The organism is Synechococcus sp. CC9616, assembly GCF_000515235.1.
Lineage (GTDB): Bacteria > Cyanobacteriota > Cyanobacteriia > PCC-6307 > Cyanobiaceae > Parasynechococcus.
The window spans coordinates 2060349-2086674 of sequence record NZ_KI911558.1; the positions used below are offsets into that span (position 1 = coordinate 2060349).

32 protein-coding genes and 1 tRNA gene are annotated in these 26326 nt (G+C 59.3%); 16 read left to right on the forward strand and 17 right to left on the reverse strand.

Features of this window, described 5'->3' with window-relative positions; all coding sequences use genetic code 11:
* Positions 1 to 46 precede the first annotated feature (46 nt).
* On the reverse strand, positions 47 to 1033 hold the full coding sequence (thiL, locus tag SYN9616_RS0111750; protein WP_028953261.1) for a thiamine-phosphate kinase: 987 nt from the start codon (positions 1031 to 1033) through the stop codon (positions 47 to 49).
* Entirely contained in the window at positions 1030 to 2106 is a 1077-nt protein-coding gene (locus SYN9616_RS0111755; protein WP_028953262.1) for a peptidylprolyl isomerase, read from the reverse strand. The genes thiL and SYN9616_RS0111755 overlap by 4 nt, the downstream gene beginning before the upstream one ends.
* Before the next feature lie 63 nt (positions 2107 to 2169).
* On the opposite strand from SYN9616_RS0111755, the gene efp reads away from it, so the two are divergent.
* Both efp and accB read left to right on the forward strand, forming a co-directional pair.
* The gene (efp, locus tag SYN9616_RS0111760; protein ID WP_028953263.1) at positions 2170 to 2730 is read left to right on the forward strand and encodes an elongation factor P; all 561 of its coding nucleotides are present in this window, start codon (positions 2170 to 2172) and stop codon (positions 2728 to 2730) included.
* 6 nt (positions 2731 to 2736) lie between these two features.
* Positions 2737 to 3213: an acetyl-CoA carboxylase biotin carboxyl carrier protein gene (gene accB, locus SYN9616_RS0111765; protein WP_037990992.1), complete on the forward strand. Its 477-nt coding sequence runs from the start codon at positions 2737 to 2739 to the stop codon at positions 3211 to 3213.
* Here the strand turns inward: accB and pdxA are convergent.
* On the reverse strand, positions 3183 to 4226 hold the full coding sequence (pdxA, locus tag SYN9616_RS0111770; protein WP_028953265.1) for a 4-hydroxythreonine-4-phosphate dehydrogenase PdxA: 1044 nt from the start codon (positions 4224 to 4226) through the stop codon (positions 3183 to 3185). The two genes, accB and pdxA, sit on opposite strands and share 31 nt — an antisense overlap.
* Positions 4227 to 4230: 4 nt before the next feature.
* Between pdxA and SYN9616_RS17420 the strand changes: the two genes are divergently transcribed.
* Positions 4231 to 4380, forward strand: coding sequence for a hypothetical protein (locus SYN9616_RS17420; RefSeq protein WP_156918791.1), 150 nt, complete (start codon positions 4231 to 4233; stop codon positions 4378 to 4380).
* Here the strand turns inward: SYN9616_RS17420 and SYN9616_RS0111780 are convergent.
* Positions 4370 to 5305 (reverse strand): SDR family oxidoreductase, encoded by a 936-nt coding sequence (locus SYN9616_RS0111780; protein WP_028953266.1) that lies wholly within the window; start codon positions 5303 to 5305, stop codon positions 4370 to 4372. The genes SYN9616_RS17420 and SYN9616_RS0111780 overlap by 11 nt on opposite strands.
* Positions 5306 to 5337: 32 nt before the next feature.
* Between SYN9616_RS0111780 and SYN9616_RS17720 the strand changes: the two genes are divergently transcribed.
* Positions 5338 to 5484 carry a hypothetical protein gene (locus SYN9616_RS17720; RefSeq protein WP_198015221.1) on the forward strand — a complete coding sequence of 49 codons (147 nt, stop codon included), beginning with the start codon at positions 5338 to 5340 and terminating at the stop codon, positions 5482 to 5484.
* Between the two features lie 13 nt (positions 5485 to 5497).
* On the opposite strand, the gene SYN9616_RS0111790 is transcribed toward SYN9616_RS17720, so the two are convergent.
* The gene (locus SYN9616_RS0111790; protein ID WP_037990995.1) at positions 5498 to 5911 is read right to left on the reverse strand and encodes an HNH endonuclease; all 414 of its coding nucleotides are present in this window, start codon (positions 5909 to 5911) and stop codon (positions 5498 to 5500) included.
* A gap of 212 nt (positions 5912 to 6123) precedes the next feature.
* On the opposite strand from SYN9616_RS0111790, the gene SYN9616_RS0111795 reads away from it, so the two are divergent.
* Positions 6124 to 7680, forward strand: a complete 1557-nt coding sequence (locus SYN9616_RS0111795; protein WP_198015215.1) for a DEAD/DEAH box helicase — start codon at positions 6124 to 6126, stop codon at positions 7678 to 7680.
* On the opposite strand, the gene SYN9616_RS0111800 is transcribed toward SYN9616_RS0111795, so the two are convergent.
* The 3 genes from SYN9616_RS0111800 to SYN9616_RS0111810 are packed head-to-tail and all read right to left on the reverse strand — an operon-like array spanning position 7635 to position 8997.
* The gene (locus tag SYN9616_RS0111800; protein ID WP_051411033.1) at positions 7635 to 7985 is read right to left on the reverse strand and encodes a hypothetical protein; all 351 of its coding nucleotides are present in this window, start codon (positions 7983 to 7985) and stop codon (positions 7635 to 7637) included. The two genes, SYN9616_RS0111795 and SYN9616_RS0111800, sit on opposite strands and share 46 nt — an antisense overlap.
* 22 nt (positions 7986 to 8007) lie before the next feature.
* Complete coding sequence (locus tag SYN9616_RS0111805) at positions 8008 to 8421, reverse strand: DUF6554 family protein (RefSeq protein WP_028953270.1); 414 nt, start codon at positions 8419 to 8421, stop codon at positions 8008 to 8010.
* 60 nt (positions 8422 to 8481) lie between these two features.
* Positions 8482 to 8997, reverse strand: a complete 516-nt coding sequence (locus SYN9616_RS0111810; protein ID WP_028953271.1) for an AbrB family transcriptional regulator — start codon at positions 8995 to 8997, stop codon at positions 8482 to 8484.
* Positions 8998 to 9084: 87 nt separating this feature from the next.
* Here SYN9616_RS0111810 and SYN9616_RS15785 point away from each other — a divergent pair, with 87 nt between their 5' ends.
* A complete protein-coding gene (locus SYN9616_RS15785) occupies positions 9085 to 9396 on the forward strand; it encodes a hypothetical protein (protein ID WP_037991525.1) in 312 nt (103 codons plus the stop codon).
* Positions 9397 to 9434: 38 nt separating this feature from the next.
* The gene (locus tag SYN9616_RS0111820; RefSeq protein ID WP_028953273.1) at positions 9435 to 9665 is read left to right on the forward strand and encodes a hypothetical protein; all 231 of its coding nucleotides are present in this window, start codon (positions 9435 to 9437) and stop codon (positions 9663 to 9665) included.
* Between the two features lie 335 nt (positions 9666 to 10000).
* Here the strand turns inward: SYN9616_RS0111820 and SYN9616_RS0111830 are convergent.
* Positions 10001 to 10072 (reverse strand) — tRNA-Gly (locus tag SYN9616_RS0111830).
* A gap of 11 nt (positions 10073 to 10083) precedes the next feature.
* Positions 10084 to 11232 (reverse strand): alanine--glyoxylate aminotransferase family protein, encoded by a 1149-nt coding sequence (locus tag SYN9616_RS0111835; RefSeq protein ID WP_028953275.1) that lies wholly within the window; start codon positions 11230 to 11232, stop codon positions 10084 to 10086.
* A gap of 71 nt (positions 11233 to 11303) precedes the next feature.
* On the opposite strand from SYN9616_RS0111835, the gene cbiD reads away from it, so the two are divergent.
* The 5 genes from cbiD to mrdA are packed head-to-tail and all read left to right on the forward strand — an operon-like array spanning position 11304 to position 16863.
* Complete coding sequence (cbiD, locus tag SYN9616_RS0111840) at positions 11304 to 12389, forward strand: cobalt-precorrin-5B (C(1))-methyltransferase CbiD (RefSeq protein WP_028953276.1); 1086 nt, start codon at positions 11304 to 11306, stop codon at positions 12387 to 12389.
* 32 nt (positions 12390 to 12421) lie between these two features.
* The gene (gene guaA, locus SYN9616_RS0111845; RefSeq protein ID WP_028953277.1) at positions 12422 to 14008 is read left to right on the forward strand and encodes a glutamine-hydrolyzing GMP synthase; all 1587 of its coding nucleotides are present in this window, start codon (positions 12422 to 12424) and stop codon (positions 14006 to 14008) included.
* A 51-nt stretch (positions 14009 to 14059) separates the two neighbouring features.
* A complete protein-coding gene (locus SYN9616_RS0111850; protein ID WP_028953278.1) occupies positions 14060 to 14671 on the forward strand; it encodes a hypothetical protein in 612 nt (203 codons plus the stop codon).
* A 10-nt stretch (positions 14672 to 14681) separates the two neighbouring features.
* Positions 14682 to 15056, forward strand: coding sequence for a hypothetical protein (locus SYN9616_RS0111855; protein ID WP_028953279.1), 375 nt, complete (start codon positions 14682 to 14684; stop codon positions 15054 to 15056).
* A gap of 1 nt (position 15057) precedes the next feature.
* Entirely contained in the window at positions 15058 to 16863 is a 1806-nt protein-coding gene (mrdA, locus tag SYN9616_RS0111860) for a penicillin-binding protein 2 (RefSeq protein ID WP_028953280.1), read from the forward strand.
* 3 nt (positions 16864 to 16866) lie between these two features.
* Here mrdA and SYN9616_RS0111865 read toward each other — a convergent pair whose 3' ends face one another.
* The 4 genes from SYN9616_RS0111865 to SYN9616_RS0111880 all read right to left on the reverse strand — a co-directional run bounded on the left by SYN9616_RS0111865 (position 16867) and on the right by SYN9616_RS0111880 (position 20376).
* Positions 16867 to 18012: a glycosyltransferase family 1 protein gene (locus tag SYN9616_RS0111865; RefSeq protein WP_028953281.1), complete on the reverse strand. Its 1146-nt coding sequence runs from the start codon at positions 18010 to 18012 to the stop codon at positions 16867 to 16869.
* A 16-nt stretch (positions 18013 to 18028) separates the two neighbouring features.
* Positions 18029 to 19225 carry an NAD-dependent epimerase/dehydratase family protein gene (locus tag SYN9616_RS0111870; RefSeq protein ID WP_028953282.1) on the reverse strand — a complete coding sequence of 399 codons (1197 nt, stop codon included), beginning with the start codon at positions 19223 to 19225 and terminating at the stop codon, positions 18029 to 18031.
* A gap of 59 nt (positions 19226 to 19284) precedes the next feature.
* A complete protein-coding gene (gene psb34 / locus SYN9616_RS0111875; protein WP_028953283.1) occupies positions 19285 to 19458 on the reverse strand; it encodes a photosystem II assembly protein Psb34 in 174 nt (57 codons plus the stop codon).
* Positions 19459 to 19566: 108 nt separating this feature from the next.
* Complete coding sequence (locus tag SYN9616_RS0111880) at positions 19567 to 20376, reverse strand: thiazole synthase (protein WP_028953284.1); 810 nt, start codon at positions 20374 to 20376, stop codon at positions 19567 to 19569.
* 88 nt (positions 20377 to 20464) lie between these two features.
* Between SYN9616_RS0111880 and SYN9616_RS0111885 the strand changes: the two genes are divergently transcribed.
* Positions 20465 to 21007, forward strand: a complete 543-nt coding sequence (locus SYN9616_RS0111885; RefSeq protein ID WP_028953285.1) for a hypothetical protein — start codon at positions 20465 to 20467, stop codon at positions 21005 to 21007.
* 7 nt (positions 21008 to 21014) lie between these two features.
* Here the strand turns inward: SYN9616_RS0111885 and SYN9616_RS0111890 are convergent, their stop codons facing one another.
* The 3 genes from SYN9616_RS0111890 to rpmI are packed head-to-tail and all read right to left on the reverse strand — an operon-like array spanning position 21015 to position 22126.
* Positions 21015 to 21533 carry a tetratricopeptide repeat protein gene (locus SYN9616_RS0111890; protein WP_028953286.1) on the reverse strand — a complete coding sequence of 173 codons (519 nt, stop codon included), beginning with the start codon at positions 21531 to 21533 and terminating at the stop codon, positions 21015 to 21017.
* Positions 21534 to 21542: 9 nt separating this feature from the next.
* On the reverse strand, positions 21543 to 21890 hold the full coding sequence (gene rplT / locus SYN9616_RS0111895; protein ID WP_028953287.1) for a 50S ribosomal protein L20: 348 nt from the start codon (positions 21888 to 21890) through the stop codon (positions 21543 to 21545).
* 38 nt (positions 21891 to 21928) lie between these two features.
* Positions 21929 to 22126 (reverse strand): 50S ribosomal protein L35, encoded by a 198-nt coding sequence (gene rpmI / locus SYN9616_RS0111900; protein ID WP_028953288.1) that lies wholly within the window; start codon positions 22124 to 22126, stop codon positions 21929 to 21931.
* 56 nt (positions 22127 to 22182) lie between these two features.
* On the opposite strand from rpmI, the gene SYN9616_RS0111905 reads away from it, so the two are divergent.
* The 3 genes from SYN9616_RS0111905 to SYN9616_RS0111915 are packed head-to-tail and all read left to right on the forward strand — an operon-like array spanning position 22183 to position 26312.
* Positions 22183 to 23733: a SpoIID/LytB domain-containing protein gene (locus SYN9616_RS0111905; protein ID WP_198015178.1), complete on the forward strand. Its 1551-nt coding sequence runs from the start codon at positions 22183 to 22185 to the stop codon at positions 23731 to 23733.
* A 23-nt stretch (positions 23734 to 23756) separates the two neighbouring features.
* The gene (locus SYN9616_RS0111910; RefSeq protein ID WP_028953290.1) at positions 23757 to 25076 is read left to right on the forward strand and encodes a glycosyltransferase family 2 protein; all 1320 of its coding nucleotides are present in this window, start codon (positions 23757 to 23759) and stop codon (positions 25074 to 25076) included.
* Between the two features lie 27 nt (positions 25077 to 25103).
* Positions 25104 to 26312, forward strand: coding sequence for an exo-alpha-sialidase (locus SYN9616_RS0111915; RefSeq protein WP_028953291.1), 1209 nt, complete (start codon positions 25104 to 25106; stop codon positions 26310 to 26312).
* Positions 26313 to 26326 lie beyond the last annotated feature (14 nt).

Consider the following 26326-nt stretch of genomic DNA (forward strand, 5'->3'; position numbering starts at 1 on the left):
GATCCTGAACCTTGTAGCCCCCTCCCTCCGGGAGGGGTTTTTTGTTTTAGGGATTGCCGTAGTGCGCGAAACCATGGCTGTGAATCACGGACTGGTCGTCACTCCATCGCACTCCAACGGGATCGCTGCTGATGTTTCCGATGCGCTGAGCACCTGGAACAAGCTCTAGCCAGGGGCTCACCCATTCCGGCGGCAGGCTCAGAACCAGCTCGAAATCCTCACCACCTGCCAGGCACCAGTGATCCCAGGGCGATCCCATTGGCCAGTTCTGCGGCCGCGGCAGTTGAGCGCGGTCCAGCACGGCTCCGCAGGCACTGCTTTTGCACAGTCCCTCAACGGCGGCTAAGAGCCCGTCGCTGCTGTCGGTTCCCCCCGCTCGCCAGGGCAGGCTTTTTGGTTTGCTTCGCACGAGTGCCTGCAAGGCATCAAAGCGAGGACTGGGTCGCCGATGCTGCTGGACGGCCTGTTTCCTGAGGCTCTCTGGAATCGATTGCGATGTCACAGCAGGATCGTTTTGCAGCAACGCAAGGCCCAATCGGCTGAGGCCATGCGGTCCACTCACAACCAGAACGTCTCCGGGCCTTGCCTGACTGCGATGCAAATGCAGGGAACCGAGCCGCCCCAGAGCGCTGATGGAGAGCAGTCGTTGTGCCCCATCGGAGCAGTCCCCTCCCAACAGAACACCGCCATGGCGGTGGAGGGCTTCTGACATGCCTTGATAAACCCCATTCACCCAATCCCATGGCGTGTTTCCAGGGGCGACAAGGGCCACGGTGACTCCCTCGACGGTCTCAGCACCGCTGGCGGCCAGATCGGACAAATTGGCAGCCACGGCACGCCAGCCCACATCAGTTGGATCCGTTGTTGCTTCACTGAAATGGATGCCGTCCACCAACACATCGGTGTTCACGAGGAGCGGCCTCGGGTCCGCGGTGAGACAGGCCGTGTCGTCGTCCAGTTGACCGGCAGGAGCGAAGTGCGACAACCGCCTGAGCAGCTCAGCTTCGCCGAGATCCGCCAGGGTCTCGCTCATGCGTGCGCTTTCAGTCCGTCCGCACCGCTGATCACCTTGATCGATTGGATTCGATCATCCGTCGTGAGTTCCTCGAGCACGTCGAAGCCGTCCACCACATAGCCATAGGCGGCGTTGCGGCCATCCACAAGATTGAGTCCTGCAGGCGTGAGTTCAGCTTCATAGAGGAACATGAAGAACTGGGAGGAGCCGTCGTCGAGGGCATTGGCGGAATGGGCCCAGCCCAGTGTCCCCAGCGTTGCGAACGGCAGGGTCGGCGTCGCCTTGAACAGACCGACGTCTTCAAAGGTTTCGTTGTAGATCGTGTCCGCTTCTTCGGGAACGCGAATTTCAAGGGGAACCCTGCGTTCCTGGTTGGTCTTCGGATCGAGGTAACCCAGTGCAGGACCCTCAGGGTCACCGCTCTGCAACACGTAGAAGTCCTCGGCACGAATGAAGGGAAGCCCGTCATAGAAACCCTTGAGGGATAGATCCACGAACGCTCCGGCGGTCAGTGGTGCGTTGTACCCATCGACCACTGTCGTGAGATCGCCTTGGGTCGTCTTGATCGTGAGGGTGGCTCGGCCAACGAGCCGGGGCAGAGCATCAAATTCCGCCGGGATCGGTCGTTCAAAGCCATCGGGTACGAGCAGCGCTTCGACATCGCCAATTCGGCTGAGGGTTTCACGTCGTGCCTTGATGAAGCCAGGCTTGTCTTTGCTGTCGACCTGCTGCTTCAGGTTCTCCAGCCCGATATCCACCTGGCTGAACAGGGACTCTGCTTCGGATCGTCGGTCCTCCGGTATGACTTCCAGGATTGCGTTTTGTCGTGTGCTCAGCAGTGCTTCACTGCGGCTCACCGCCTTGCCGAGAGCACTCCAGCGTTTGGCGCGCAGGTCGTCACTGGTTCTTTCGAGGCGGTGTTGAAGAGTCCGGATGTCGTCCTGTTCGAAGGGTAGGGCGTCTCTCAGGATCGCCGCAGGATCCTTCACCGCGTTGCCTTGAGGCAATCCGGCACTCGCAGACTGCGGAAAGGCCAGGAGAACGGTGGCGAGCAGGGCGATCAGACCACGTGTGAAATGCTGATGAGCCAAGGGGAACCCAGTGCTGACGGGACTTTGGCACAGCCGTATGATCCCCTGAGCCGTTCCGCCGGGATGATCTCCAGCAACGACTTTCGCACCGGCACCACGATCGAACTCGATGGTGCCGTCTGGCGAGTGGTCGAGTTTCTGCATGTCAAACCAGGCAAGGGCTCAGCCTTCGTGCGCACCAAACTCAAGGCTGTCAAAACGGGCAACGTGGTTGAGAAAACATTTCGCGCCGGCGAGATGATTCCTCAGGCCTTGCTCGAGAAGTCATCGCTTCAGCACACCTATATGGAGGGCGAGGACTACGTCTTCATGGATATGGGGACGTATGAAGAGACGCGTCTCAGTGCTGACCAGATCGGTGACAGCCGCAAATATCTCAAGGAAGGGATGGAGGTGAATGTCGTCTCCTGGAACGACAAGCCCCTTGAGGTGGAGCTGCCTAACTCCGTTGTTCTCGAGATCAAGGAAACCGACCCCGGCGTGAAAGGCGACACCGCAACGGGCGGGACCAAGCCCGCGATTCTTGAGACTGGTGCACAGGTGATGGTGCCCTTGTTCCTTTCAATCGGCGAGAAGATCAAGGTTGATACCCGTAATGACTCTTACCTCGGCCGAGAGAACTGAATCCTCATGCAGCTCGATCACGATCAATTGCACCGTCTGCTTGAGGTGCTTGCCGACAGCGACATCCAGGAGTTTCGGCTCGAGGGGGATGACTTCCGTCTTGAAGTGAGGCGAAATCTGCCGACCCAGACTGTGATGGCGCCTGTGATGTCTGCGCCTCTTCCAGCCGCCGAACAAGCCCCGGCCGCCGATCCCGCTGCTACAGGCAACCCCCCCCCTGCTGCCACGGCCAGTCGCAGTGACCTTCTGGACATCACTGCACCAATGGTTGGAACCTTTTACCGGGCACCCGCTCCGGGAGAGGATGCTTTTGTCGAGGTCGGCAATCGCATCAATGTCGGTCAGACGGTGTGCATCCTCGAGGCCATGAAGCTGATGAACGAACTGGAGGCCGAAGTCAGTGGTGAAGTGGTGGAGATTCTCGTGGACAACGGCACACCCGTTGAATTCGGTCAGGTGTTGATGCGGGTGCGCCCTGCCTGACCTTCCGTCAGATCCCAGGCTGCCTGGATGGCGGCGATCATGCTGTCTGGTCGCGCGATACCCCTGCCAGCGATATCAAACCCCGTCCCGTGATCGGGGGACGTTCTCAGGAATGGCAATTCCAGGGTTGTGTTGACTGCGGCGTCGAAGGCCAGAAGTTTCACCGGGATCAAGCCCTGGTCGTGATAAAGGGCCAGGATTCCATCCGGTCCTGAGTGATCTGGTTGGTTCCAGGCCTGGGCAGCCCCAAGCCAGCAGCTGTCGGGTGGTTGCGGACCGTCAACACGTAGCTCCGGATGCTCGCAACGCCACGCATCGAGCAGGGGTTCGAGCCAGCTGGATTCCTCATGGCCCAACTGCCCTGATTCACCGGCGTGGGGGTTGAGACCGGCGACAGCGAGATGGGGCTGGGGCTTGAAGCGACGGCAGAAACTCAGGAGCACCGACAGTTTGTGCCGGATCAGCTCAGGCGTGAGCGCCATGGGCACCTGCTGCAACGGCAGATGCGTGGTGGCCAGCAGGGTGTTCAGTCGCCAGCCGGTGTGGGGCGAGACAGCTGTGAACAACATCGAACTGCGCGACTGTCCTGCCAGCTCGGTCAGCCGTTCCGTCTGGCCTGGGTAGTGATAGCCAGCAGCGTGCCAGAGATGTTTTGCGATCGGCGCCGTGACCAGGCCCCGTGCTCCGGGATCGCTGAGGCACTCCACGGCCCGTGTGAGCCAGTGGAATCCTGCGGCGCCACTGATCTCACTCGCCTCGCCCGCATTGATGGTCTGCTCAAGCGGTTGATCCTCGATCTGCAGCTGATCTGGATCAGCAATCTCAGTGCAGCCCAGGGAGAGCAACTGTTGATGAACCTTGGTCAGGCTGCGTCGACAGCCCACCAGCAGTGGTTGGAGTTGATCGGGCAGTGCCTCTGAGCCCAGCGCTTTGAGGATGACCTCCATGCCGATCCCCGCGGGATCCCCGAGGGCGATCACCAGTCGTTGGTTAGCGTCAGGGGAGGCGGGCATCGACGTGCTCAGACTGCTGCTGCTGGGATTACTGCTGGTGGGAATGGCCACTGCTGTCAGCAGGCAGTGGCTTCGGATTGATCTGGATCGTCTGCGGGATGACTTTGGATTGCCAACGAGCGATCAGCAGGATTCCTCCGGGATCAATCAATAGCTGATTGGGAATCCGAAAAAGTCTCCACCTGACTGACGTCCTGTTGCCAACAGTCCTGAAGACCGGAATGGAAATCAGGGTGCAGCAGGTCGTAGCCGAGGTGCTGACGCAACAATCGATTGCTGACCCGTCGATTCTCGCTCCAGAACGAGCGTGCCATGGCACTCATGCCCTCATGGCTGTCCTCAAATGATTCCTCAGCCGGGAGCGGACACCGCAGCAGGCTTGCTGCAAAGCGCAGCAGGTCACTGCTCGGTGCAGGGTGGTCATCACAGACATTGACGATCTGCGGGCGTTGGCCGGCGTTGGCGCAGTGCATGAGATGCAGCGATGCTCCGGCGATGTCCTCGACATGAACACGGCAGAACACCTGACCGGCCTTGTTCATCAACCGTGCGCGCCCCTGCTGCAGCGCGGTGATCACGGACCGTCGAGGCCCGTAGATGCCGGGCAACCTCAGGATTTGAACCGGCAGTCCGGACTGCAGCCAGGCCTGTTCGCAATCCAGACGACGTCGGCTGCGTTCCTGGCTGGGATTGGCCGTGTCCGACTCGCAGACCCATTGGCCTCCGGTGTCTCCATAGACACCTGTTGTGGACAGATAGCCCACCCAGCGCAGAGGCAGTTGCCGAAGCAGAGGTTGCAGCTGGTTGAGGACAGGGTCGTGGCCGTCCTTCGTCGGAGGGATGCAGCTCAGCATATGGGTGACGTCAGCGATCTCACTGAGGCTTGGAGCGATGCCAGCGTCACTGTCAAAACAGAGATCATTCGCCCCTTGGTTGGCTTGCCGTCGCGTTCCCAGAACAGGTGTTCCCAGGCTTTGGAACAGCTGAGAGACGGTTTTGCCGCTGTATCCCTGGCCGAGGATGAGCAGTCGAGACCCTGACGGAAGGGGCCGGCAGCGATTGACAAGTTGGCTCAGCATCAGTACAGATGTATCACTTGATGTTTGCTTTCATGTCGCCAGCCTTTTCTCGTCTCCATCCGATCATCCTTGGTGGGGCTCTGTTGATGTCGGCGCTGTTCATGGCTCCGGAGGAGCCCGTTCAGCAGGCTTCCATCTGCCAGCGCCTTCACTCTGTCGATGCTTGTCGCGTCTGGTGAGCGAGGTCGATTCTCAGGCGGCCTGGAAGCTGAGGCCTGAATCATCCGGTCGCTCCCTTTCGCCGGCTAGCTGCCGTTTTGCGTCGGGCTCTGCCCACTGCAGCAGCCGCAGTGCCAGACGAAGGTCGCCGTCCATCCAGGCGCGAATGGCCATCGCCCGGCGTGGGTCGTAAAACCTCTGTCTCCGGTACCACTCGAAGACGTCCGAATCAGACTTGTGACCGTTGCAAGACAGACAGGCCGGCACGCAATTTTCAGTCACACTCAGACCACCGCGACAGCGGGGCAAAATATGATCAATTGATTCGGAAGGTTTGCCACAATAAATACAACTTTTACCAGTAAATGTATGTAGAGATTGTCTCCATCGTCGAACGCGCAACTTGGGGCAGAGTTCATCGAGAAAAACTGCGTCCTTGTTATGCATCCGAGGATCTCGGTTAATCAAATTTTGCCGTGAAAGCAGATGGCGTCAATGTGTCGAGCGCTGCATTTTCGTCAATGCTCTTGCGGAGTGATATTGATTGATTGCGAGAAACTTGTCGATCGTCTGTGAACCTCTAAGATGTTTGTTTGTGGGCAACGTTTGCTCCGTCATTGACGTCCCACTGTTGCTATCTCGAGCTCTCACCCTCTGGAATGGTCAGAGTGGTGAGTCCGTTCGACGCGGTGACGCAGGCACAGTTGCGTCGGGTGAGGCCCAGAGGATGTTGGCGCGGACAACGCAAGGGTTGGGAGTTCCCGATGGCGTCAGTGGATGCCTTGCAGTCGGCCCTGGGCACGCGTTTCCACATTCGTGACGACTTAAAGCAGTGGATGGCCTGGAGCCATCAACCGCTTCCGCCTCTGCCTCCCCACCGTGAGCTGATTGCCGCTGCCGATCTGGAGGAACCCCTTGAGGATGGGCGGCGGCCTCTGGCACATCAACGATCCGGCGCGCGTTGGTTGCTGGCGCGGCGCGGTGCTGTTCTTGCCGATGAGATGGGACTTGGCAAGACCCTCACGGCTCTGTTGGCCGCCAGGGCCCTAGCCCGTTGTGCGTCCCTGAGGATCCTGGTGGTGGCCCCTGTGGGTCTGCATGCCCACTGGCAACGCGAGGCGGATGCAGTGGCGCAGGTTGTGGAGCTGGTCAGCTGGGCACGACTTCCCACCGAGCTTCCCGAGGCCGGCACGGTGTTGTTGGTGGATGAGGCTCATTTCGCCCAGACCTTGCAGGCGCAACGCACGGAAGCATTGCTTCGGCTCGCCCGTCACCCGCGCCTGCGAGCGATCTGGATGCTGACCGGTACGCCAATGAAGAACGGTCGGCCGAAGCAGCTGTTTCCTTTGTTGGCGGCCATCGATCATCCAATCGCGCGTGATCAGCAGCGCTTTGAGGAGCAGTACTGCCAGGGTCATTGGAGTGAGCGGCAAGGTCGTTATCGCCAGTGGCAGGCCGATGGAGCCAGTCAGCTGGATGAGCTTCGTCAGCTGACTCGGCCGTTGATTCTCCATCGCCGTAAGCAGAAGGTGATTGGGCTGCCTCCCAAGCAACGTCGGCACATCCCGATTGCGCTGGCCCAAGCTGAATTAATCGGTTTCGACCATCGCGTCGATCTTGTGGTGGAGGACTATCGATACAGGGTGCGAAAGGGACAGGTCCGATCTGACGCTGAATCACTGGCAGTGCTCACGTCGCTGCGTCGGATTGCTGCTGAGTTCAAGTTGCCTGCCGTTCGGACCCTTGTGGACGAGCTTCGATTCAGTGGTGAGGCTGTCGTTTTGTTCAGCGGTTTTGTTGACCCATTGATGCTGCTGCATCAGCAGATTGGAGGGGAGCTCTTAACCGGTCGCCAGCGCCCATCTGAACGTCAGCAGGCTGTTGACCGATTTCAATGCGGCGATAGCGATCTGCTGCTCGCGACCTATGGGACCGGTGGACTCGGCTTCACCCTGCATCGGGCCCGCCATGTTGTGTTGCTCGAACGTCCCTGGACACCGGGGGACGTTGAACAGGCCGAGGATCGCTGCCATCGCCTTGGAATGACGGGGGATCTGATCTGCCATTGGATGCAGCTTGGACCCGCTGATCAGTTGGTGGATGGACTGGTGGCCAGCAAGGCTCAGCAGATCGAAATTCTGTTGGGTCCTCGACGATTGGCAGTGGCCCGTCAGCCGCTGGCGTCCATGGTTCGAAGCTGTTTGCAGGTGGCCTGACGCACTGCCAGTTCCTTGCGAAGCAGGGGATCGCTCGACGACGAGTTGCTGCTTTCGAGGAGAGCGAGTGCGGCGTTCACGTCGGTGCAAGCGCTCTTGGCATCTCCTCTCAGAATGTGGACAAGGGACCTATCACTGAGCGGCCCTGGCATGTCCGGATGCTGTTTGACTGTCTCATTGCAGCGCTCGAGCACCTGATCCAGACGATCGGGTTTGAACTGCTCCAAGCAACTGCTGGCGGCTGCCTCTGAAGACACACCGCCAGGTTTGGTTTGCGACGGGGGAAGCGATGAGCTGCAGGCCATACAGCCGAGCAGCAGTCCAAGCTCAGTAGCTGTAACGATCGTCGTCCTGATCGTCGAAACCGTTGATGGCCGTGGCGTTTGGAGCCATGCTGCTGTAGCTCTGCGTGGTTCCTTTGCGGCTTCCAGCTCCGAAGAGATCGCCGAGGTACTGACCGCAATCTGGGAAATTGCCAGGATCCTTCACCACAGCTTCGGTGATCATCACAGAAGCATGTTCAGGAGAGGTTTTGAACATGCCGTTCCCCTGTCGTTTGATCACGGCGTAGGAGGCATTCCAGCTGACGCTGTGATCGTTGCCGCTGGATCGCATGAAGCAATAAATCTTGGCCCCTTTCGTTTCTGTGGTCTCCGCCGCCACGGCTTGCGGCAGGGCGCCGACAAGGGCCCCAATCAGGCCCAGGGTGCAGACAGCCAGGGATTGACCGGAGCGCAACATGGCAGAGAAAACATCACAACTCAACTCAACGTATCGGTCAGATTCGGACTGTCGAGGGCATTACTGTCCGTTGAGACCAAATGGTGTGAGCAGCCTCACAACCAGTGGCAGCACGAGCAACACTGTGATCAGACGGACGGCGTGCAGAGCGGCGACAGCTGCGCCGACGCCGAATTCCGCTCCGACCAAGCTCATTCCGCTGATGCCGCCCGGTGCTGCACCGAGCAACGCCACGACGGGATCAATGCCGAGAAGTCTGCTGCTCCATAAACCGACAACCACGCCTGTGAGTACGAGTGTGAGTGTGATCAGCAGCGCCGGCCGCCAGAGGGCCTGCAGTTGATCCAAGGAGGCCCGTGTCAAACCGGTGCCAATCACAGTCCCAATGCCGATTTCCAGAGCTGTTCGAGTGCCGCTCGGCCAGTCGGCGAGTTCCACCTTTCCACTCATGCTGACCAAGCCGGCTCCAAGCAAGGCACCTGCCAGTGGTGCTGCAGGAATTCCGCTGAGGAGTGCCAGCAGTCCGAGTGTCGTGCCTGCCAGGAGATACAGGCACAGCGTTGCCAGAGGGGGCATCGATCACAGGTCTTGCTGATTCAGTCTGATCTTGAGGCTGGCCCTGCCATGTGCTGTCATCGGTCCAATCTCACTTTCTGTGCGGGTATGACTGCTTCCGTTTCCTTCCGGATCACACGCACGGCCGAGGACCTTGCACAGACGATCACAACCTTGTCTCAGCGACTGGTCAAGCTCGAGCAACGTCAGGAAGCATTGGAGTTGCAGCTGCGACATCAGCAGCAGGACTCGCAACGGGTTCCGGAAGAGGAGCTGGCGACTTTGGACGGTATTGATCAGCTGTTGCGCGAGACCCGAGATCTGCTTGAGGCGTCTGCGATCCCAAACAATGACGATGGTGGTGAATCCGACCATCAAGACCACCACCATGACTTTCATGGTGAGGAAATGGCCGCATAAGGGTGGCGCTTGATGCCAAAATAAAAAGAAAGGCAACTATGGCATCCACCATCTCTGCCTCATCTGCTTGCAACAGCCTCAAGTCCTCCAACACACTCCACAGTTCCGCCATCGGAACGAAGTCCGGTTTTGAGGAACGAGGCCATGGCCTCGAAAAACTCGAATTTGCCCTCGCATTTGCTGAAATGCGTGGTGAAACCGAGCGTTGTCTCAAATTGAGAGCTCAGATTGCCGCCCTAGGTGGTAACGCAGAGGAGCCAGGAACCTGATGTTGAAAATTTACTCTAAAGAAGTGCATCGTTCACTTTGAAGAGCTGGAGTTTTTAAATTCGACGCGGTAAGATTTATTCAAAAGAGAAGCTTCGCGTTCATTGACGCTCACAATTGCCAGCCGTCCAGCTGTTGCTGATCAACGAATTGCTTATCAGCAAGCTGCCAATGAATTCTTCGAGCAGGCACAGGACCAGGCTCATCATGGTTTGATTTCAGAAGCTGGCCTCTTGATTCTCAAGGGCCTCGCTCAGGAACGTCGCGCCCGAATGTCAGGGCCACAAGTCATGCAACTGATCAAGCCAAGAATTTGAGTACTACCTATTGATTTTCAAGCGGGTGACCGGATTTGAACCGGCGACGTTCAGCTTGGGAAGCTGACATTCTACCGCTGAATTACACCCGCATTCTTTCGTTTTAGCCAAGAGCGTCGGCAGCTGCAGCAACACCTGAACCCATCGTGCCCTTATGCAATCCAAGTGATTGAAGCGTGGTTTCGATGGCTGCGATGGCAGTTATCACATCTCGATCGCAGACAAATCCCAGATGACCGATCCGGAACACTTTTCCTTTGAGGTGATCCTGGCCTCCTGCCAGAAGAATATCGAATCTCTTCTTCACTTCCTGCCGCAGTTGTTCCGCATCGACGCCCTCAGGGGCCACAGCGGTGATCGCCGGACTGCCAAATCCTTCCGCTGCGAAAAGAGGAAGACCCATCGCTTTCATCCCCGCCTGCGTGGCAGCACGATGGCGTGAATGACGAGCAAAGATGGCTTCAAGCCCTTCCTGCTGCATCATCTCGAGGGCTACTTCCAGTCCCAAATAAAGGTTCACTGCCGGTGTGAACGGATTGCTGTTCTTGGCGGCCGTTTTTCGATATGGCCCAAGATCGAGATAGAACTTCGGTAAATCTGAGCGTTCATAGGCCTGCCAGGCTCGTTCACCCATGGCAACAAAGCTCAGGCCAGGCGGAAGCATGTAGCCCTTCTGAGAACCGGAGGCCACCACATCGACCCCCCAGGCATCCATGGGGACATCCGTTGCCCCCAGGCTCGTTACACAGTCAGCGATGGTGATAGCGGTGCCATGGGCTCTGACGTAGCCGCTGATCGTTTCCAGATCATTGATCACGCCGGTTGATGTTTCCGAGTGCGTCAAGATCACGGCTCGGATCGCCTTGTTGGTGTCGGCGGTCAGGGCATCACGGAAGGCCTCCGGGTTCAGCGGTTGTCCCCATTCCGCTGAGATCACCTCCACGTCGAGACCGAAGGCTCTGGCCACCTTCACCCAGCGTTCTCCGAATTTGCCGTTGTCGCCGCAGAGCACCTTGTCGCCACGGCTGAGCGTGTTGATGATTCCCGCTTCCATCGCGGCGGTGCCGCTGCCGGTGATCACCAGCACGTCGCCGTCGGTTTGATGCAACCACTTCAGTTGCTCCGTGGTTCGTTGAACCACCGCTTGAAAGTCACCGCTGCGGTGGCCGATGGGATGCCGTCCCATCGCTTTCAACACTGATTCCGGCACCGGGGTCGGCCCCGGAATCATCAGGGTGAGTTTGTCCTGCATGACGCTGGGTGGCCAATCGGCGACTCTAGAAAACAGCTTCTCATTCACTTATCCCGTCTCCTGTCTCAGGACTGACCTTGCCGGTCTGGGTGGCTGCGGCAGCCAAGGCCGCAGTCCGCGCCTTGCTGCAGGAACGCTTTGAGCCGGATCAGGCGTTGTGGATCCCTGAACGGACGGAGCCCATGGTTGTGCCCGTGGTGTCGTCAGCGCTTCTGGATGCTGGCCGGTCGGCTTTGGCGATCAGTCATTGCGATCCAGGGGAAGGCCTCGATCTCACAAGAGATCTGGAGATCTGGGTGACGGCGCGTTGGCGAGACACTGCTGAGCCTCCGATTGCACTGCTCGGCGGTGCGGGGATCGGGCGGTATGCCGCTGGAGGGGAGCTCTGCGTCTCGTCCTTTGCTCGCCGGCTGTTGCAGCTCAATCTTGAGTCCTTGTTGCCCGCAGGTCGCGGCGTGGAACTTGAGGTGGTCTTGCCGCGGGGGCGTGAGCTTGCCGAGCGCACCAGCAATGCCGCTTTTGGTGTTGTCGATGGTTTGGCATTGATCGGTTTACAGGCGGAGGTCCAGCGCAGTGCAGCACCTGATCAGCTGGATCAGGTGCTGGATCAGGTCAAACGCCTTGCGACCGATCACGATTTCGCAGGTCGATTGACGTTGGTAATTGGTGAGAACGGTCTCGATCTGGCGCGGCAAGCGGGTTTCGAGCCTCGGATCAAGGTGGGGAACTGGATGGGGCCTGTTCTCGTCGCGGCTGCCGAAGCTGGGGTGCAGGACCTGCTGTTGTTGGGCTACCACGGCAAGTTGGTGAAACTGGCGGGCGGCATTTTTCACACCCATCACCACCTGGCTGACGGCCGCCAGGAGGTGCTGATGGCTCTGGGACTGGATGCTGATCTCACGAGGCCGCAGTTGCAACAGCTGCGCTCCGCAGCGTCCGTCGACGGTGCTTTATCCGCTCTGGAGTCCGAGGATCCGGCGGCGGCCACTCGTTTGTGGGATCGGCTTGCCGAGGCCGTCGAGCAGCGCAGTGCTGTCTATGTCGCTCGCTACGGCCGCTGGTCCATGCGCATTGGGGTTGCTCTGTTCGATCGCAGTCGCCAGCTGCGCCGTTGGGGCCCAACGGCGGCGGAACGCTTCTTTACGCTGAAGGATTGACGGCTTTCAAAGCCCGTCCCAGCTCTGCATCGATGTCCCAGCCTTCTTTCGACGGTCAGCGGCAGCCGGCCATCGTCATTCTGGATTTCGGATCCCAGTATTCCGAGCTGATTGCAAGGCGTGTGCGGGAAACCGAGGTGTTTTCGGTGGTGCTGGGATACAGCACGTCGGCTGATGAATTGCGGGCCCTGGCGCCCAAGGGACTCATCCTGAGTGGGGGTCCCAGTTCGGTGTATGCCGATGGAGCACCTCTTTGCGATCCGGCGATCTGGGAGCTCGGCATTCCCGTGCTCGGGGTCTGTTACGGCATGCAGCTGATGGTGCAGCAGCTCGGTGGCGTGGTGGAGGCCGCCACCGGCAAGGCCGAATACGGCAAAGCGCCGCTTGAGGTAGATGACCCCACCGATCTGCTCACCAATGTGGACTCCGGCTCCACGATGTGGATGAGCCACGGCGACTCGGTGAAAGCTCTGCCCCAGGGCTTTGTACGGCTGGCTCACACGGCGAATACGCCAGAGGCCGCCGTGGCGCACTTGGAGCGACGTTTGTATGGCGTGCAGTTTCACCCGGAGGTGGTGCATTCCACTTGTGGGATGGCTCTGATCCGGAACTTCGTTTATCACATCTGCCGTTGCGAGCCGGACTGGACCACTTCGGCATTTATTGATGAGGCAGTGGCTCAGGTTCGCCAGCAGGTTGGCGACAAAAGAGTGTTGCTGGCTCTTTCAGGCGGGGTCGATTCATCCACCCTGGCCTTTCTGCTGAAGAAGGCCATCGGTGATCAGCTCACCTGCATGTTCATCGACCAGGGCTTCATGCGCAAAGGGGAGCCTGAATTCCTGATGGATTTCTTTGATCGCAAATTCAATATCCATGTGGAATACATCAATGCCCGGCAGCGCTTCATCGGCAAGCTCAAGGACATCACGGATCCGGAGCAGAAGCGCAAGATCATCGGCACCGAATTCATCCGCGTCTTCGAGGAGGAGAGCAGGCGACTCGGTCCGTTCGATTACCTGGCGCAGGGGACGCTGTATCCCGATGTGATCGAGAGCGCTGGTACCAATGTCGACCCCAAGACCGGTGAACGGGTGGCTGTGAAGATCAAAAGCCACCACAACGTGGGGGGGCTTCCCAAGGATCTTCAGTTCAAGCTGGTGGAACCGCTGCGCAAGTTGTTCAAGGATGAGGTGCGCCGGGTTGGGCGCGCCCTGGGTCTGCCCGAGGAGATTGTGCGTCGCCATCCCTTCCCGGGGCCCGGCCTGGCGATCCGGATTCTGGGTGAGGTCACCGACGAGAAGCTCAATTGCTTGCGCGATGCCGATCTGATCGTTCGCGAAGAGATTCGTGAGGCTGGGTTGTATCACGACATCTGGCAGGCCTTCGCGGTGCTGTTGCCTGTGCGATCAGTTGGTGTGATGGGAGATAAGCGCACCTATGCCTGGCCGGTGGTGCTGCGTTGCGTGTCCAGTGAAGACGGAATGACGGCGGACTGGTCACGTCTTCCTTACGACCTGATGGAAACCATCTCCAACCGGATCGTGAATGAGGTGAAGGGGGTGAATCGTGTGGTGCTGGACATCACCAGCAAACCTCCCGGCACGATTGAGTGGGAATAGGGCTGGACCCGTTGCCTGTGGTCGATACCTTGGGCCATCGGCCTTGACTCCGTGACGGCGACCCAACAGCAGGATCAACAGCTGCAGCGACGCCTGCAGCAGGACAGCATTCAGCTCGGCGGTCGCACGATCTACCTCAATCCTTTTCTGTACTGGCGTCGCTTCGACAGCAACACCGATCGTTGGTTGCGCGAGCCAGGCCAGCTCAGCGAGGACCAGATCGTGGCCAACCGCTCCCGCTTTTATCCAGAGCTGGACTGGACTCAGCTTGAGGCTGACCAGGTTGCGATACGGGATGGCGCCATCGAGATGTTTCTCAAGAGCCTTGAGTTGATCAGCACGTTCCATCCCGAGCTGGGCTCCGGCCAGATGCTCGAGGTGGAGCGCAAGATGACGATCACCAAGAAGCGGGCTTTTGAGCGCTGGGTCGACAAAGCTCTGAAGCGACGCAGTCGCGATGAAACCCGTGAACATCGGCGCTTTGAGCGCAGCCGCTTCTGGCGTGCCTGGTGGGAGTGGATCCGTATGGACACCACTCAAAAAGCAGTGGTGCCGATCGTGATGCTGATGGTGATCTCCGGCGTCGTTGGTTGGTCCTTGGCAGCGAGGCAGTCGGCGTGCCCGACGCTCTCGCTTCCTTCAGGACAGACTGGGGTTCGTTAACGCAGGCCCCATGGCCGATAGCCCTAGCGCGGACAATCCTCTGGATCAACTGCGTCTGTCCCTGATGCAGGACGTGCTCCCCGTGGGTCTGGCTGTGCTTCAACGGGCCCGCCAGGGTGGTCCAACCAAGGTGGCGGAAGCATTCAATGGTGGATCGGATGATCCGATCGCTGACCTGCGTGAGGAAGGTGAGCCGGCGGCTCGCAGCGTTCGAGAGCAGCTGGATCAGGTCAGTCCCGGTCTTGGCAATCCTGTGATGCCGGTGTCGGTTTCCGTTGAAGAGCCTGCGGACTCTGCTGATGAGCGATCGGAGCTCATCGATGCTTTGCAGCGGATCGAGGGACGACTCGAAGAGCTGAACCGCAGGCTGCCGGCGGATTCCTGAGATGTCCATCTCTGGCTCTCAGGGCCGTGCTGCCCAGCGTCAGACCGGGCTGCAGCAGCAACCGCTGGTGCTTCTGCTTCTGGTGCTTCTGTTCTGCGGCGCGATGGGGGCCCGGCTTGTCTGGATGCAGCTTCTGGAGCACAACCGCTTCCGTGAGCTCGCCGATGAGAACCGGATTCGCTTGGTCCCGCGTTCGCCGATCCGTGGTCGCTTGCTGGATCGCAAGGGTCGGGTTCTCGCCTCCAGCAAGCTCACTTACACCCTGTATCTCGAACCGCGTCTGGTCAGCGACCAGGACTGGCCCGCTTTGCGCGATCGTTTGGCATCCCTGCTCAACCTCAAGTCCGAGCAACTCGACGCCCGCCGCGGCCGCGGCTTGGATCGTGATGGCTATCGCACCACCCTGGCGCTCGATCTGAAGCCTGAGCAGGTTCTGCGTTTCCGGGAGCAGAGCGCATCCCTGCCGGGTGCCCAGGTGGACGTGGACATCCTTCGCTATTACCCCAACGGCACCCTGGCGGCCCATGCCATCGGTTACACCTCGCCTGTCACCGACGAGGAGTACAAAACCCTGGCGGAGAAGGGATACAAGATCCGTGACCGGATCGGTCGCATTGGGGTCGAAGCGGCCTACGAGAGTCACCTGCGGGGTCAGTGGGGTGGCCAGATGCTGGAAGTGAATGCGATGGGCGAGGTGCAGCGGAACCTCGGCGATCGCCCATCCGTGCCCGGTAAGGACCTGATCTTGACGCTCGATCTGGATCTGCAGCGGGTGGCTGAGCAGGCCCTGGCCGATAAACCTGGAGGAGCGATCGTCGCTCTGGATCCCAGCGACGGCAGCATCCTGGCGCTGGCCAGCAAGCCCACGTTTGATCCCAACTTCTTCTCCAAGCTGATCACCACGCAGAAGGAGTACGACGCTCTCTTCAAGTCGCCCAAGAAGCCTCTGTTCAGCCGAGCGATGAATGCCTACGACCCGGGCAGCACCTGGAAGCCGATCACGGCGATGGCGGGTATGGAGTCCGGCAAATTCCCGCCAGAGACGAAGTTGCACACCACGGCCTGCATCACCTACGGCGGTCACTGCTTCCCCGATCACAACGGTGCCGGTTTTGGGCATATCGGCTATGCCGATGCTCTGCGTTTTTCCAGCAACACGTTCTTCTACCAGGTGGGCGTTGGGGTGGGATCCATGGAGCTGAAGAAGGCGGCGACTCAGCTCGGTTTCATGCAGAAGACCGGTATTGAGATCGGTTGGGAGGAGAGCATCGGTCTGGTGGGTGATGAGCAATGGGCAGCCGAAGGCCGCGGCGGCTGGGCGAAGCCAGGATCCATGCCCTGGATTCCCGAGGACATGGCCAGTGCCTCGATTGGACAATCCGTTGTTCAGATCACTCCATTGCAACTGGCACGCTCCTATGCGGTGTTTGCCAACGGCGGTTGGCTGGTAACACCGCACTTCGCCAAGTCAGACAAGGATTGGCGATTGCCGCCTTACAAAACCAAGGTGTCCATGAAGCCGTCCACGTTGAAGACCATTCGCGAGGGTCTGCGCAAGGTGGTCTCTGAAGGGACTGGAGCAGCTCTCAATGGCCCTGAGATTCCCCCTGCTGCCGGCAAGACCGGCACCGCTGAGGACAGCACGGGTGGCCCCGACCATGCCTGGTTCGGCTGTTATGCCCCCTATCCCAACGGTGAGATCGTGGTGGTTGCTTTTGCCCAGAACACTCCAGGTGGAGGCTCTGTTCATGCGCTTCCGATGGCGAAGAAAGTGCTGGCGGAGTGGGAAAAAGTCCGCAAGCGTTGAGCGTCAGGCTGCGGCTTTGAGCTCTGATTTGAGAACGTCGCGGTAATAGCCGCGCAGCTGTTCTGTGGCCCCTGCCCAGCCCCAACGTTCGGCCTCTGATCGGGCAGCTTTGCGCAAGGCTTGCCGCTCCAGGTCATTGCCCAACAGTTTTCGGGTGGCAGAGATGAGGCTGGCGGCTCCACCATCGGCGCCGTCGGGCTCGTACAGGCAGCCGTTGATGCCATCCGTGATGATGTCTGGAATCCCACCGCGGTTGGCTCCGACCACAGGGCAGCCGGCGGCCATCGCTTCCAGCAGCACCAGTCCGAGTGTTTCTGTGCTGGAGGGGAACAGGAAGGCATCACCGCTGGCATAGGCCCCAGCCAGTTCTTCGCCCGCCAGGTAACCGACGAAGGTTGTGGCGGTGCCTTCGAAATGCCGTTCCAGTTGTTGACGATGAGGGCCATCACCAACAAGGGCAAACCGGGTATCCGGCAGTGCCTCGAGCACCGGACGAATGCGTTCGATCTGCTTTTCTGCAGAGAGCCGCCCGACGTAGAGCAGCAGGGCGCCGCGATCGTCGTATTGCCCGAGCAGGCGCCGCCTCATCTCGTCGCCGCGCAGCTCGGGCCGGAACAGATCGGTATCGACTCCTCGTTGCCAGAGCGATGTGTGCTGGATGCCCTTCTCGCTCAGTTCCTGAACCATCGCCGTGGAGGTGCACAGATTCAGCAGAGCCTGGTTGTGGGCGGCCTTGAGCATTTCCCACAGGAGTGGCTCCAGCATTCCCAAGCCGTAATGCTCGAGGTATTTGGGCAGGTGGGTGTGGTAACTGGCCACCAGAGGAATGCCTTTGTTCTTCGCGAGCCAGATGCCGCCGAGACCCAGCACCGCCGGGTTCACCACGTGGATCAGATCGGGTTGAAACGCATCGATCGCGTCTGACACCGCTGGGCGAGGCAAGGCCAGTTTCAGTTCGGGATAGAGCGGCAGCGGCATCGCCGGAACGCCAATCAGGCGCGCACCCATGTACTCCTCCGGACAGCCTTCCGGGCAGAACACCACCACCTCATCACCGGCGTCAACGAGGTGTTTCACGGTCTTGGTTAGACGCGTGACGATGCCATCCACCTTGGGGAGAAACGTTTCGGTGAAAAAGGCGACTTTCACAGTTCAGACAAACGCGTCAGGCCGGAACGCCGATGGCCTGGGCCTGGGTTTTGGTCCAGGCGGAGGTGCAGAGGATGCGGTTGCGGTCGCAACGGTCGGCATAGCGCGTCGCGATTTCGACCACTTCTTTGAGTAGCCCGTTATCCAGGGTGGTGGGGTTCAGACCCAGCTCGATGAAGCAGCGGTTGTCCACGATCAGGTCGTTTTCCACCGCTTCGTTGCGGGGGTTCGGCAGGTTGTTCACCTGAGCGCCGGTGAGTGCCGCCACCTTCTTGGCTAGCTCGCCCACCTGATGACTCTCAGTCATCTGATTGAAGATCTTGACCCTCTCGCCCGGCTCCGGAGGATTGTCCAGGGCCAGCTGCACGCAGCGCACTGAGTCGCGAATGTGAATGAACGCCCGCGTCTGGCCGCCGGTGCCATGGACGGTGAGGGGATAGCCGATGGCTGCCTGCATCAGGAAGCGATTGAGCACCGTGCCGTAGTCGCCGTCGTAATCAAAGCGATTGGTGAGGCGTGGATCACGATCTGTTGCTTCCGTGTTCGTCCCCCAGACGATGCCCTGGTGCAGATCGGTGATGCGGACCTTGTCGTTCTTGTTGTAGTAGAGGAAGAGCAGCTGATCCAGCGTCTTGGTCATGTGATAGACGCTGCCAGGGCTGGCGGGATGCAGGATCTCCTCCTCGAAGCGACTGCCATCGGGCTGAGGCACCTCAACTTTGAGATAGCCCTCAGGGATGGTGGCGCCGCGGTGGGAGCCATATCCGTACACACCCATGGTGCCCAGGTGCACCACATGGATATCGAGGCCGCTTTCCACAATCGCTGCGAGCAGGTTGTGGGTGCCGTTGACGTTGTTATCAACCGTGTAGCGCTTGGTGGCGCTGCTCTTCATGGAATAGGGAGCGGCGCGCTGTTCGGCGAAATGCACCACCGAATCAGGCTTCTCGTCCAGCAGCAGATCCAGGAGCCGCTGGTATTCGTGGGCGATGTCCATGTGGACAAAGCGCATCGGCTTGCCGCCGATCTCACTCCAGGCCTTGAGCCGTTCACCGATGTTGGTGATCGGCGTGAGGGATTCCACCTCGAGATCAACGTCGATCTTGCGGCGGCTGAGGTTGTCGACGATCAACACGTCGTGGCCCTGATCAGCCAGGTTCACCGCACAGGGCCAGCCGCAGAAGCCGTCACCGCCGAGAACGAGAACTTTCACCCCAGACTCCTGCAGGAATGAGCAAAACGCTCAGTTGAGGCAAGCTACTACAGGGATTTTCAGCTGATTGCCACGCTGACCGCAACAAGGGCCATCACCAGCACAGCGCCACCGATCATCATCATCAATGAGCCCTGACCACGCAAACGCGATGTCTCGGCATCCATCACTTCCATGCGCGGTTCCTTCGCGAAAGCGTTGAGGCGTCCACCATCTTCCGTGGTGACCTGCATCGTTAAAGCTGCGAATTTTCCGGACCTTATGGGTTTAATTGCTTACTGACTGGCTATGTATCGCCAGATTCATCGGACTTCATCTCTCTTCATTTGTCGCAATCTTCGTCAGCTCACCAGGCCGATTGTTGGTGAGCTTGCTGAGGCTTCTTCGCGTCGGGGCAGACGTCCGGCGCTGTAGGCCAACCGACCGGCTTTAACCGCCTGGCCCATGGCTTCGGCCATTGCTGCTGGAGACCCGGCCAAGGCAATGGCGCTGTTCACCAGAACGGCATCGGCCCCCAGTTCCAGGGCCTGTGCTGCTTCGCTGGGAACCCCGATGCCGGCATCCACCACCACAGGAACGCTGGCGTTTTCAACAATCAATCGGATGTTGGCTGCATTGTTCAGGCCCTGACCGGAACCGATCGGAGAACCAAGAGGCATCACGGTGGCGCAGCCTGCCTCTTCCAGCCGTTTGGCCAGGAGTGGATCTGCATTGATGTACGGCAGAACGGCGAATCCTTCGTTCACCAGCCGTTCGGCCGCCTCCAGGGTGCCGATCGGATCGGGAAGCAGGTGACGGCTGTCCGGGATCACCTCGAGTTTTACAAAGTTGTTGTCCTCCTGGCCGGCCAACTTGGCGAGTTCCCGTCCCAGCCTGGCCACGCGCACAGCTTCATCGGCATCGCTGCAGCCGGCGGTGTTGGGAAGCATCCAGATGCGCGACCAGTCGATGGCGTCCATCAGGCCGGCATGGCCGGCTGCCACGGCCTGAACACGGCGTACGGCCACCGTCACCATCTCGCAACCGGAGCGTTCGATGCTGGCCTGCATCGTGGCCAGGTCGGAATATTTGCCTGTCCCGGTGAACAGGCGACTGCTGAATTGTCGTCCGGAGATGGTGAGGGGGTCGAGAGCGTTCAACGTCGAGACCATGACGCGTGTTGAGGTTGAGAGAACGGCATGGCAGTGCCGATACGGATGAGCAAAACGCCCTACCCTGCAGCCACATCATGTGTGCTCGATGCCCTTCCTGCTTGCCATGGATCTACCGATCGGCAGTCAGGTGCCTTTCATGAGCAATCCCCAGCTGCCCCTTGATCCGATTCAGCTGGCGGTGCCGACTGAAGTGGATGACGGAAACGTAGAAAGTTTTGACCCGGTCAAGCGTGCAGTCCTCCTGGCGGACACCCTTCCCCGTCTGTGGTGTGGAACGTACAAGCCGTTTGATGGCAATCCGGAAGTCAACGTGAAGCTCACCCTCACATCTCTCACGCCGATGGGTCAGATGGTGGATCTTAGGGGCTCCATGGAGCTTGGTTCTGTCACCACACCCGTGCAAGGCAATCTGCATGCCAAGTCAGATCAGCTTGATCTGATCCCCCTGGCAAGTCCCTTGATTGCAGGCGCTGAGCCCGGTGGAGTGTTCCTTGGTCTCCAGGCGTTCAGTCCTTCCGGGTGGGAATCGCCTCGCTTGATCAACACCAACGACTCAGGTGGTGGAATCGGCGGACGTCTGGCTCTCTCCAGCGAATGCGCTCAGCCGCCCCTCCAGCCTCTTTGGTGAGCTGGTTTCAGCCGATGCGTTTCTGAAGTCTTTTTAGACGCTTGCTGGCTGTGCTGTTGTTCGGCTCAATTTCGAGAGTTCGTTCATAAATCGCGATGGCTTCTTCGGTTTGCAACAGCTTTTCCTGCGCAAACCCGAGATTATTGAGCGCAACGGGATAATCAGCTTTGGCTTTCAAGGCCAATTTGTAGTGCTTAACAGCACTTTCAAAGTTCTTTTGCGCAGCCAGCGAAAAGCCCAGGGCGTTTTCAATTAAGGCGCGTGCTTCATCCGGTTCGCCAGAAAGGCGTTTCGCGGCTTGTTTCAGCGTGGCTGTTGCCTGCGGATAAAGCCGTTTGCGCAGCTGGACTGAGGCAAGCTCATACAGGTCGGATGCCTGGCGGGACGCAGCGGCACCAGCCTGCTCCAACTCGATCAGCTTGATTTCGTCCCGACGAACATTAAATAACTGGCGACCCACCACGACAGCAACAATCGCGAGCAGGCCAACCAGGCCCAGTAGATAGGTCTGGGGCAGCAGGTTCACGGGGGGAGGTCAGACCTTGGCGGCACTCACCACATTGGTGAAGCTGCTCGGATCGACAACGGCCAGTTGGGCCAACATCTTGCGGTTGATCCGGACATCGGCCTTTTTCAAGCCACCCATCAGTCGGCTGTAACTCACGCCATTGATGCGCGCTGCAGCGTTGATGCGGGCAATCCACAGGCGGCGGAAATCACGCTTACGGCGACGACGGTCCCGATAGGCGTTACACAACGCCTTCATGACCCTTTGGTTGGCGGTGCGGAACAGGGTTCCATTGCTTCCGCGGAAGCCACGGGCCAGCTTCAGAATCTTGTTACGACGCTTACGGGCGACGTTGCCTCTCTTGACGCGGGCCATGACGTTAGAAGGAGTTGATCAGGTTATGAACGGAACAATCAGGCGTACGGAAGCATCCGGCTGACGCGCAGTTCGTCCGTTTCATGCACCACTGCTTTGGTCGCAAGGTGACGCTTCTGCTTGGGGGTCTTGTGATCCAGCAGGTGATTGCGGAAGGCGCGCCGACGCATGAACTTGCCGGTGCCGGTTGCTTTGAACCGCTTGGCGGCAGCTTTGCGGGTCTTCAGCTTGGGCATTTCGACTGCTCTGTCGGGCACAAACGACAACAATACGATGCAGCGCGACCCTCTTCATGATTTTCCGCGTGTTGCCATTGGCCGTCCTGCTTGCGATGGCAGCAGGCTGTCGTGCAGTGGAACTGCAGGCTGAACCCGAGAGTGCCCCCGCTGCGGTGCGTGCTGTTCCGGCAACCCATCAACCGGTTCCCGCACCTCCTGAGGCGACCGGATCATCGCCAGTGCTCTGGGTGTCTCTTGATGATCATCTCGGTCGTAGCGGTCAATCACCGCTGCTGACCCTCAGAAGCTCATCAGGCCCCTTGATGCTTGAGGACGCAGCTGGACAGCAATGGAGTTCCCCCGCGATTTCGATTGGCTGGAGGAGCGTGCCGCTGGATATTCCGATGACGTTCGCTCGGCGGGTCGCCGGGCCATTTGCCAGCTTTGAATCCGCTGATCGGGTCGCTCAACGCTGGCGTGGGATCGGTGTGACGGCCGAGGTCGCTCACCCCGGCGATTGGGAAGTCTGGGCGCCGCAGGCGTCGCCGGTGCCAGACGGTCTGCGCGTGCGGGACTGGAGTGGCAGCACAACCGCAGTGGTGAAACCCGTTCTGGAACGCGCGGAAGGAGGCACCACACTCGCCGGACCGATTCAGATCAAGGCCCCCAAAGGCCTGCTGTGGAAAGGCGGTTTGTATCGCGGTCCGTTTCGCCTGCAACGGGATGCCTACGGCAGTTGGACGTTGGTGGAACAGGTCCCCATCGAGCGCTATCTGGAGGGTGTTGTCCCCCATGAGATTGGTGCCGGTTCCCCGACCGCAGCGCTCCAGGCTCAAACCGTGTTGGCTCGAACCTGGGCGCTCGCCAACAGCCATCGCTTCCGGATTGATGGGTATCACCTCTGCAGTGATACCCAGTGCCAGGTTTACAGCGACCCTCGCCAGGCTGGCCGCGCCGTGCGGCAGGCCATTCAAGCCACCAGCGGTCGCTTGTTGAGCTGGCAGGGTCAACCGATCAGTGCGGTTTATCACGCCAGTAACGGAGGCGTGATGGCAGCCGGCACCGAGGCCTGGGCGATGGATCCCACCCCATATCTCAAGGCTGAGGCCGATGGAGAGTCGGCCTGGCGGAATCGCCATCAACTGCCGTTGACCCAGGCAGCCGCTGTCGATGCCTTGCTTCAAGGCGGGGCAGGAGCCTATGGAACCAATCACCCCCTGTTTCGCTGGAGGCGCACCCTCACGGCACCGGAGATCAAGCGTTCGCTTGGTGCCGAGGGTATGGGGCTGAGCTTTCCCCTCAACGTTTCCGTTCTGGAGCGAGGAACGAGCGGTCGTGTTCTGGCCCTGAAGATTGCCGGCTCCGGAGATGCGGCCCCCGTGATCCTCAAGCTGGATCGGATTCGGCGGACCCTCAGGCGGCTGCCCAGCACGCTGTTTGTGATCACCCCTCAGGCCGGTGGCAGCTGGTATGTGCGAGGCGGTGGCTTCGGTCACGGCTCCGGTTTGTCCCAGGCCGGGGCGATTGACCTGGCCTGGCGAGGCTGGTCGACCGAGAAAATCCTGCGTCATTACTACCCGGGGACTGTCTACGGCCCCCTTCCTGCGTCGGTTCAAGCCCCTTAGAGTCCTGCGACCTGGTTTGCCGCATGGCTTCGGTCGCTGCTTCTGGTGATCACCGCAGAGTGAAGTCGGCGGCATTTCTGTTCGCCTGCGGCTGTGCTGGAGCAGCTCCCCACTGGCTCGACCCTGCCCGCTCTCTCTGGCCGGCGATCAGCCTGGCCTTGGTGCTTGGTGGATATGGGTTGAGGTCGGTGATGCGTGCAAGCTTCTTAAAGACTGAACCCGAGTCGCAGAAGCTGGTCGCTGAGCGCTTGCCGACGCTGGATGTCGTGGTGGCGGCCCGTGATGAAGAAAGTGTCGTCACGCGATTGGTTGAGCGGCTGTCCGCTTTGCGCTACTCCGCCGGACGACTATCCACCTGGGTGATTGATGACGGCAGTGAGGACCGAACTCCACAGCTTCTCGATGCATTGGCTCAGAAGCATCCTCAGCTTCAGGTGATTCATCGCCAAAGAGATGCCGGTGGCGGAAAATCCGGTGCGTTGAATGCAGCGTTGACTCAACTGAAGGGTGAATGGTTGCTGGTGCTTGATGCCGATGCTCAGCTGCAGGAGGATCTGCTGGAGCGCCTCATGCCCTACGCCCTCGATGGAGGCTGGTCAGCGGTTCAGTTGCGCAAAGCAGTGATCGATGCAGATCGCAACTGGCTCACCCGTGCACAGGCCATGGAAATGGCTCTCGATGCGGTGCTTCAAAAAGGACGTTTGGAGAGTGGTGGCGTTGCTGAGTTGCGCGGTAACGGGCAGTTGATCCGTCGCGCGGTGCTTCAGGCCAGTGGTGGTTTCAACGAAGACACCGTCACCGATGACCTGGATCTGAGCTTCCGACTGCTCACCCATGGAGCTTTGATTGGAATCCTCTGGGATCCGCCGGTCCAGGAGGAGGCGGTACCGACGCTGTCCGCCCTCTGGAAACAACGTCAGCGCTGGGCAGAAGGTGGCCTACAGCGTTTCTTTGACTACTGGCCCACACTCACGTCTTCGCAACTGACCATCTGTCAGCGCTGGGATCTGGCTTGCTTCTTTCTGCTCCAGTACGGCCTCCCGGTGGTGTCGTTCGCTGATTTGAGCGCCAGCCTGGTGAGCCGCACCATACCGACCTTCTGGCCCCTGTCTGTGGTTGCGTTCAGCGTTTCAGGGATGGCTTATTGGCGCGGCTGCCGTGGTCGCCAAGAAGGTCCGGCCATTCCCTCGCCAGGCCTTCTGAACCTCCTGGTTGCGATTGCTTATCTGGGTCACTGGTTCGTGGTGATTCCCTGGGTCACGTTGAAGATGGCCGTGCTGCCCAAACGTTTGGTCTGGGCCAAAACAAGCCATGCAGGAGAGCAGTTGCCCGTTCAGGCCTGACGGTTTTATCCCATTTACCTTCCTCTCTTGTTTTCCCCTTTCAGAAACGCGATTGATCGACATCAAGATCTGGAGTGGGGTCAAATTCTTCTGACACCTTTTCAGTTGGGTGCTTGGTCGTTGCTTGAGCCCATGGGGGTGCAAAACCATGCTCCCCAGCTTTGTTGGATTCGAGCCGATGTCTTGGCTTGCGTCTGGATGGCGGGTGATCAAGAAGGAACATCGGGGATGTCCGTTGTTTTGAGTTTGCTCAGTGCACAGAACAATGCCTGGAGTGAACCGCAATGCATCTCACAAGATGCACAGCGTTCAGAGCAGAATCCGCTTCTCTTTGTGTCTGATGGCCGGCTTCATCTAATTCACTCTGCTCAGCGTGTGCGCGATCCGGAGGACACGAGTTGGGCTGATCAGGACAGCAGCTTCTCCATGCAATGGACTGCCATGCTTCGCCACCAAAGCCTGGATTTAGAGGATTTTCAGCCCGATGATCCCAACAGTTGGGGTGCTGAAGCATGGAGTAAGGCCAATGATCTGGTCGATTCAACTGCTTTTTGTCGACACCCTCCTTATCGCCTTAAAGACGGCATATGGTTGCTTCCTATTTATCGCAGCCTTGAGCAAGGGGGAGCGTTTGGTCATGACCACACGGAGATCTTGGAGCTAAATGATCAAGGGTTGGCCGTTGGCGCTCCAGTCCCGGTTGCGGAGAGTGTGGGACGGGTGCATGGATCAATCGTGCCCTCAGCGGATGAAACAACACTCCTCCAGTTCTTTCGGAGTCGATTGGCTGATCATGTGTATCGATCCATCAGCATTGATTCCGGCCAAACCTGGTCGGCTCCGGAAGCCACGATGCTGCCCAACAACAACAGCTCGATTCAGGCTTGTCGCTTGAGCAGTGGTCGTTTGGCGTTGATTTTCAACCGATTTGGTTTTCCGCCTGATCTCGATGGCTCGGAGTCGGCTCCTAAGTGGGGGGAAGCTCGTTGGCCCCGAACGCGTTGGCCCCTTTCGATTGCGTTAAGTGATGACGATGGCCTGACTTGGCCTTGGATTCGTGATCTCGATACCGGATTTGGCTTTAGCGGAGCTTTGAACTGGACCATTAACGGGCAGCTGGCTTATCCGACTCTTATTGAGGGACAGCCCGGTGAACTGCATGTGGCCTATTCGTGGGGTGGGCGCCAAGCGATTCGTTATGTCTGCTTGAAGGAGATAGACATTCTTGGTGATTAAGCATCGAACTTCGA

Bases quoted from the DNA above. Each gene is read 5' to 3' on its own strand.
- thiL (WP_028953261.1), bottom strand. From the start codon at position 1,033: ATGAGCGAGACCCTGGCGGATCTCGGCGAAGCTGAGCTGCTCAGGCGG.
- efp (WP_028953263.1), top strand. From the start codon at position 2,170: ATGATCTCCAGCAACGACTTTCGCACCGGCACCACGATCGAACTCGAT.
- accB (WP_037990992.1), top strand. From the start codon at position 2,737: ATGCAGCTCGATCACGATCAATTGCACCGTCTGCTTGAGGTGCTTGCC.
- pdxA (WP_028953265.1), bottom strand. From the start codon at position 4,226: ATGCCCGCCTCCCCTGACGCTAACCAACGACTGGTGATCGCCCTCGGG.
- SYN9616_RS0111780 (WP_028953266.1), bottom strand. From the start codon at position 5,305: ATGCTGAGCCAACTTGTCAATCGCTGCCGGCCCCTTCCGTCAGGGTCT.
- SYN9616_RS17720 (WP_198015221.1), top strand. From the start codon at position 5,338: ATGTCGCCAGCCTTTTCTCGTCTCCATCCGATCATCCTTGGTGGGGCT.
- SYN9616_RS0111790 (WP_037990995.1), bottom strand. From the start codon at position 5,911: ATGCATAACAAGGACGCAGTTTTTCTCGATGAACTCTGCCCCAAGTTG.
- SYN9616_RS0111795 (WP_198015215.1), top strand. From the start codon at position 6,124: ATGGTCAGAGTGGTGAGTCCGTTCGACGCGGTGACGCAGGCACAGTTG.
- SYN9616_RS0111800 (WP_051411033.1), bottom strand. From the start codon at position 7,985: ATGGCCTGCAGCTCATCGCTTCCCCCGTCGCAAACCAAACCTGGCGGT.
- SYN9616_RS0111805 (WP_028953270.1), bottom strand. From the start codon at position 8,421: ATGTTGCGCTCCGGTCAATCCCTGGCTGTCTGCACCCTGGGCCTGATT.
- SYN9616_RS0111810 (WP_028953271.1), bottom strand. From the start codon at position 8,997: ATGCCCCCTCTGGCAACGCTGTGCCTGTATCTCCTGGCAGGCACGACA.
- SYN9616_RS15785 (WP_037991525.1), top strand. From the start codon at position 9,085: ATGACTGCTTCCGTTTCCTTCCGGATCACACGCACGGCCGAGGACCTT.
- SYN9616_RS0111820 (WP_028953273.1), top strand. From the start codon at position 9,435: ATGGCATCCACCATCTCTGCCTCATCTGCTTGCAACAGCCTCAAGTCC.
- SYN9616_RS0111835 (WP_028953275.1), bottom strand. From the start codon at position 11,232: ATGCAGGACAAACTCACCCTGATGATTCCGGGGCCGACCCCGGTGCCG.
- guaA (WP_028953277.1), top strand. From the start codon at position 12,422: ATGTCCCAGCCTTCTTTCGACGGTCAGCGGCAGCCGGCCATCGTCATT.
- SYN9616_RS0111855 (WP_028953279.1), top strand. From the start codon at position 14,682: ATGGCCGATAGCCCTAGCGCGGACAATCCTCTGGATCAACTGCGTCTG.
- mrdA (WP_028953280.1), top strand. From the start codon at position 15,058: ATGTCCATCTCTGGCTCTCAGGGCCGTGCTGCCCAGCGTCAGACCGGG.
- psb34 (WP_028953283.1), bottom strand. From the start codon at position 19,458: ATGCAGGTCACCACGGAAGATGGTGGACGCCTCAACGCTTTCGCGAAG.
- SYN9616_RS0111880 (WP_028953284.1), bottom strand. From the start codon at position 20,376: ATGGTCTCGACGTTGAACGCTCTCGACCCCCTCACCATCTCCGGACGA.
- SYN9616_RS0111885 (WP_028953285.1), top strand. From the start codon at position 20,465: ATGCCCTTCCTGCTTGCCATGGATCTACCGATCGGCAGTCAGGTGCCT.
- rplT (WP_028953287.1), bottom strand. From the start codon at position 21,890: ATGGCCCGCGTCAAGAGAGGCAACGTCGCCCGTAAGCGTCGTAACAAG.
- rpmI (WP_028953288.1), bottom strand. From the start codon at position 22,126: ATGCCCAAGCTGAAGACCCGCAAAGCTGCCGCCAAGCGGTTCAAAGCA.
- SYN9616_RS0111905 (WP_198015178.1), top strand. From the start codon at position 22,183: ATGATTTTCCGCGTGTTGCCATTGGCCGTCCTGCTTGCGATGGCAGCA.
- SYN9616_RS0111910 (WP_028953290.1), top strand. From the start codon at position 23,757: ATGGCTTCGGTCGCTGCTTCTGGTGATCACCGCAGAGTGAAGTCGGCG.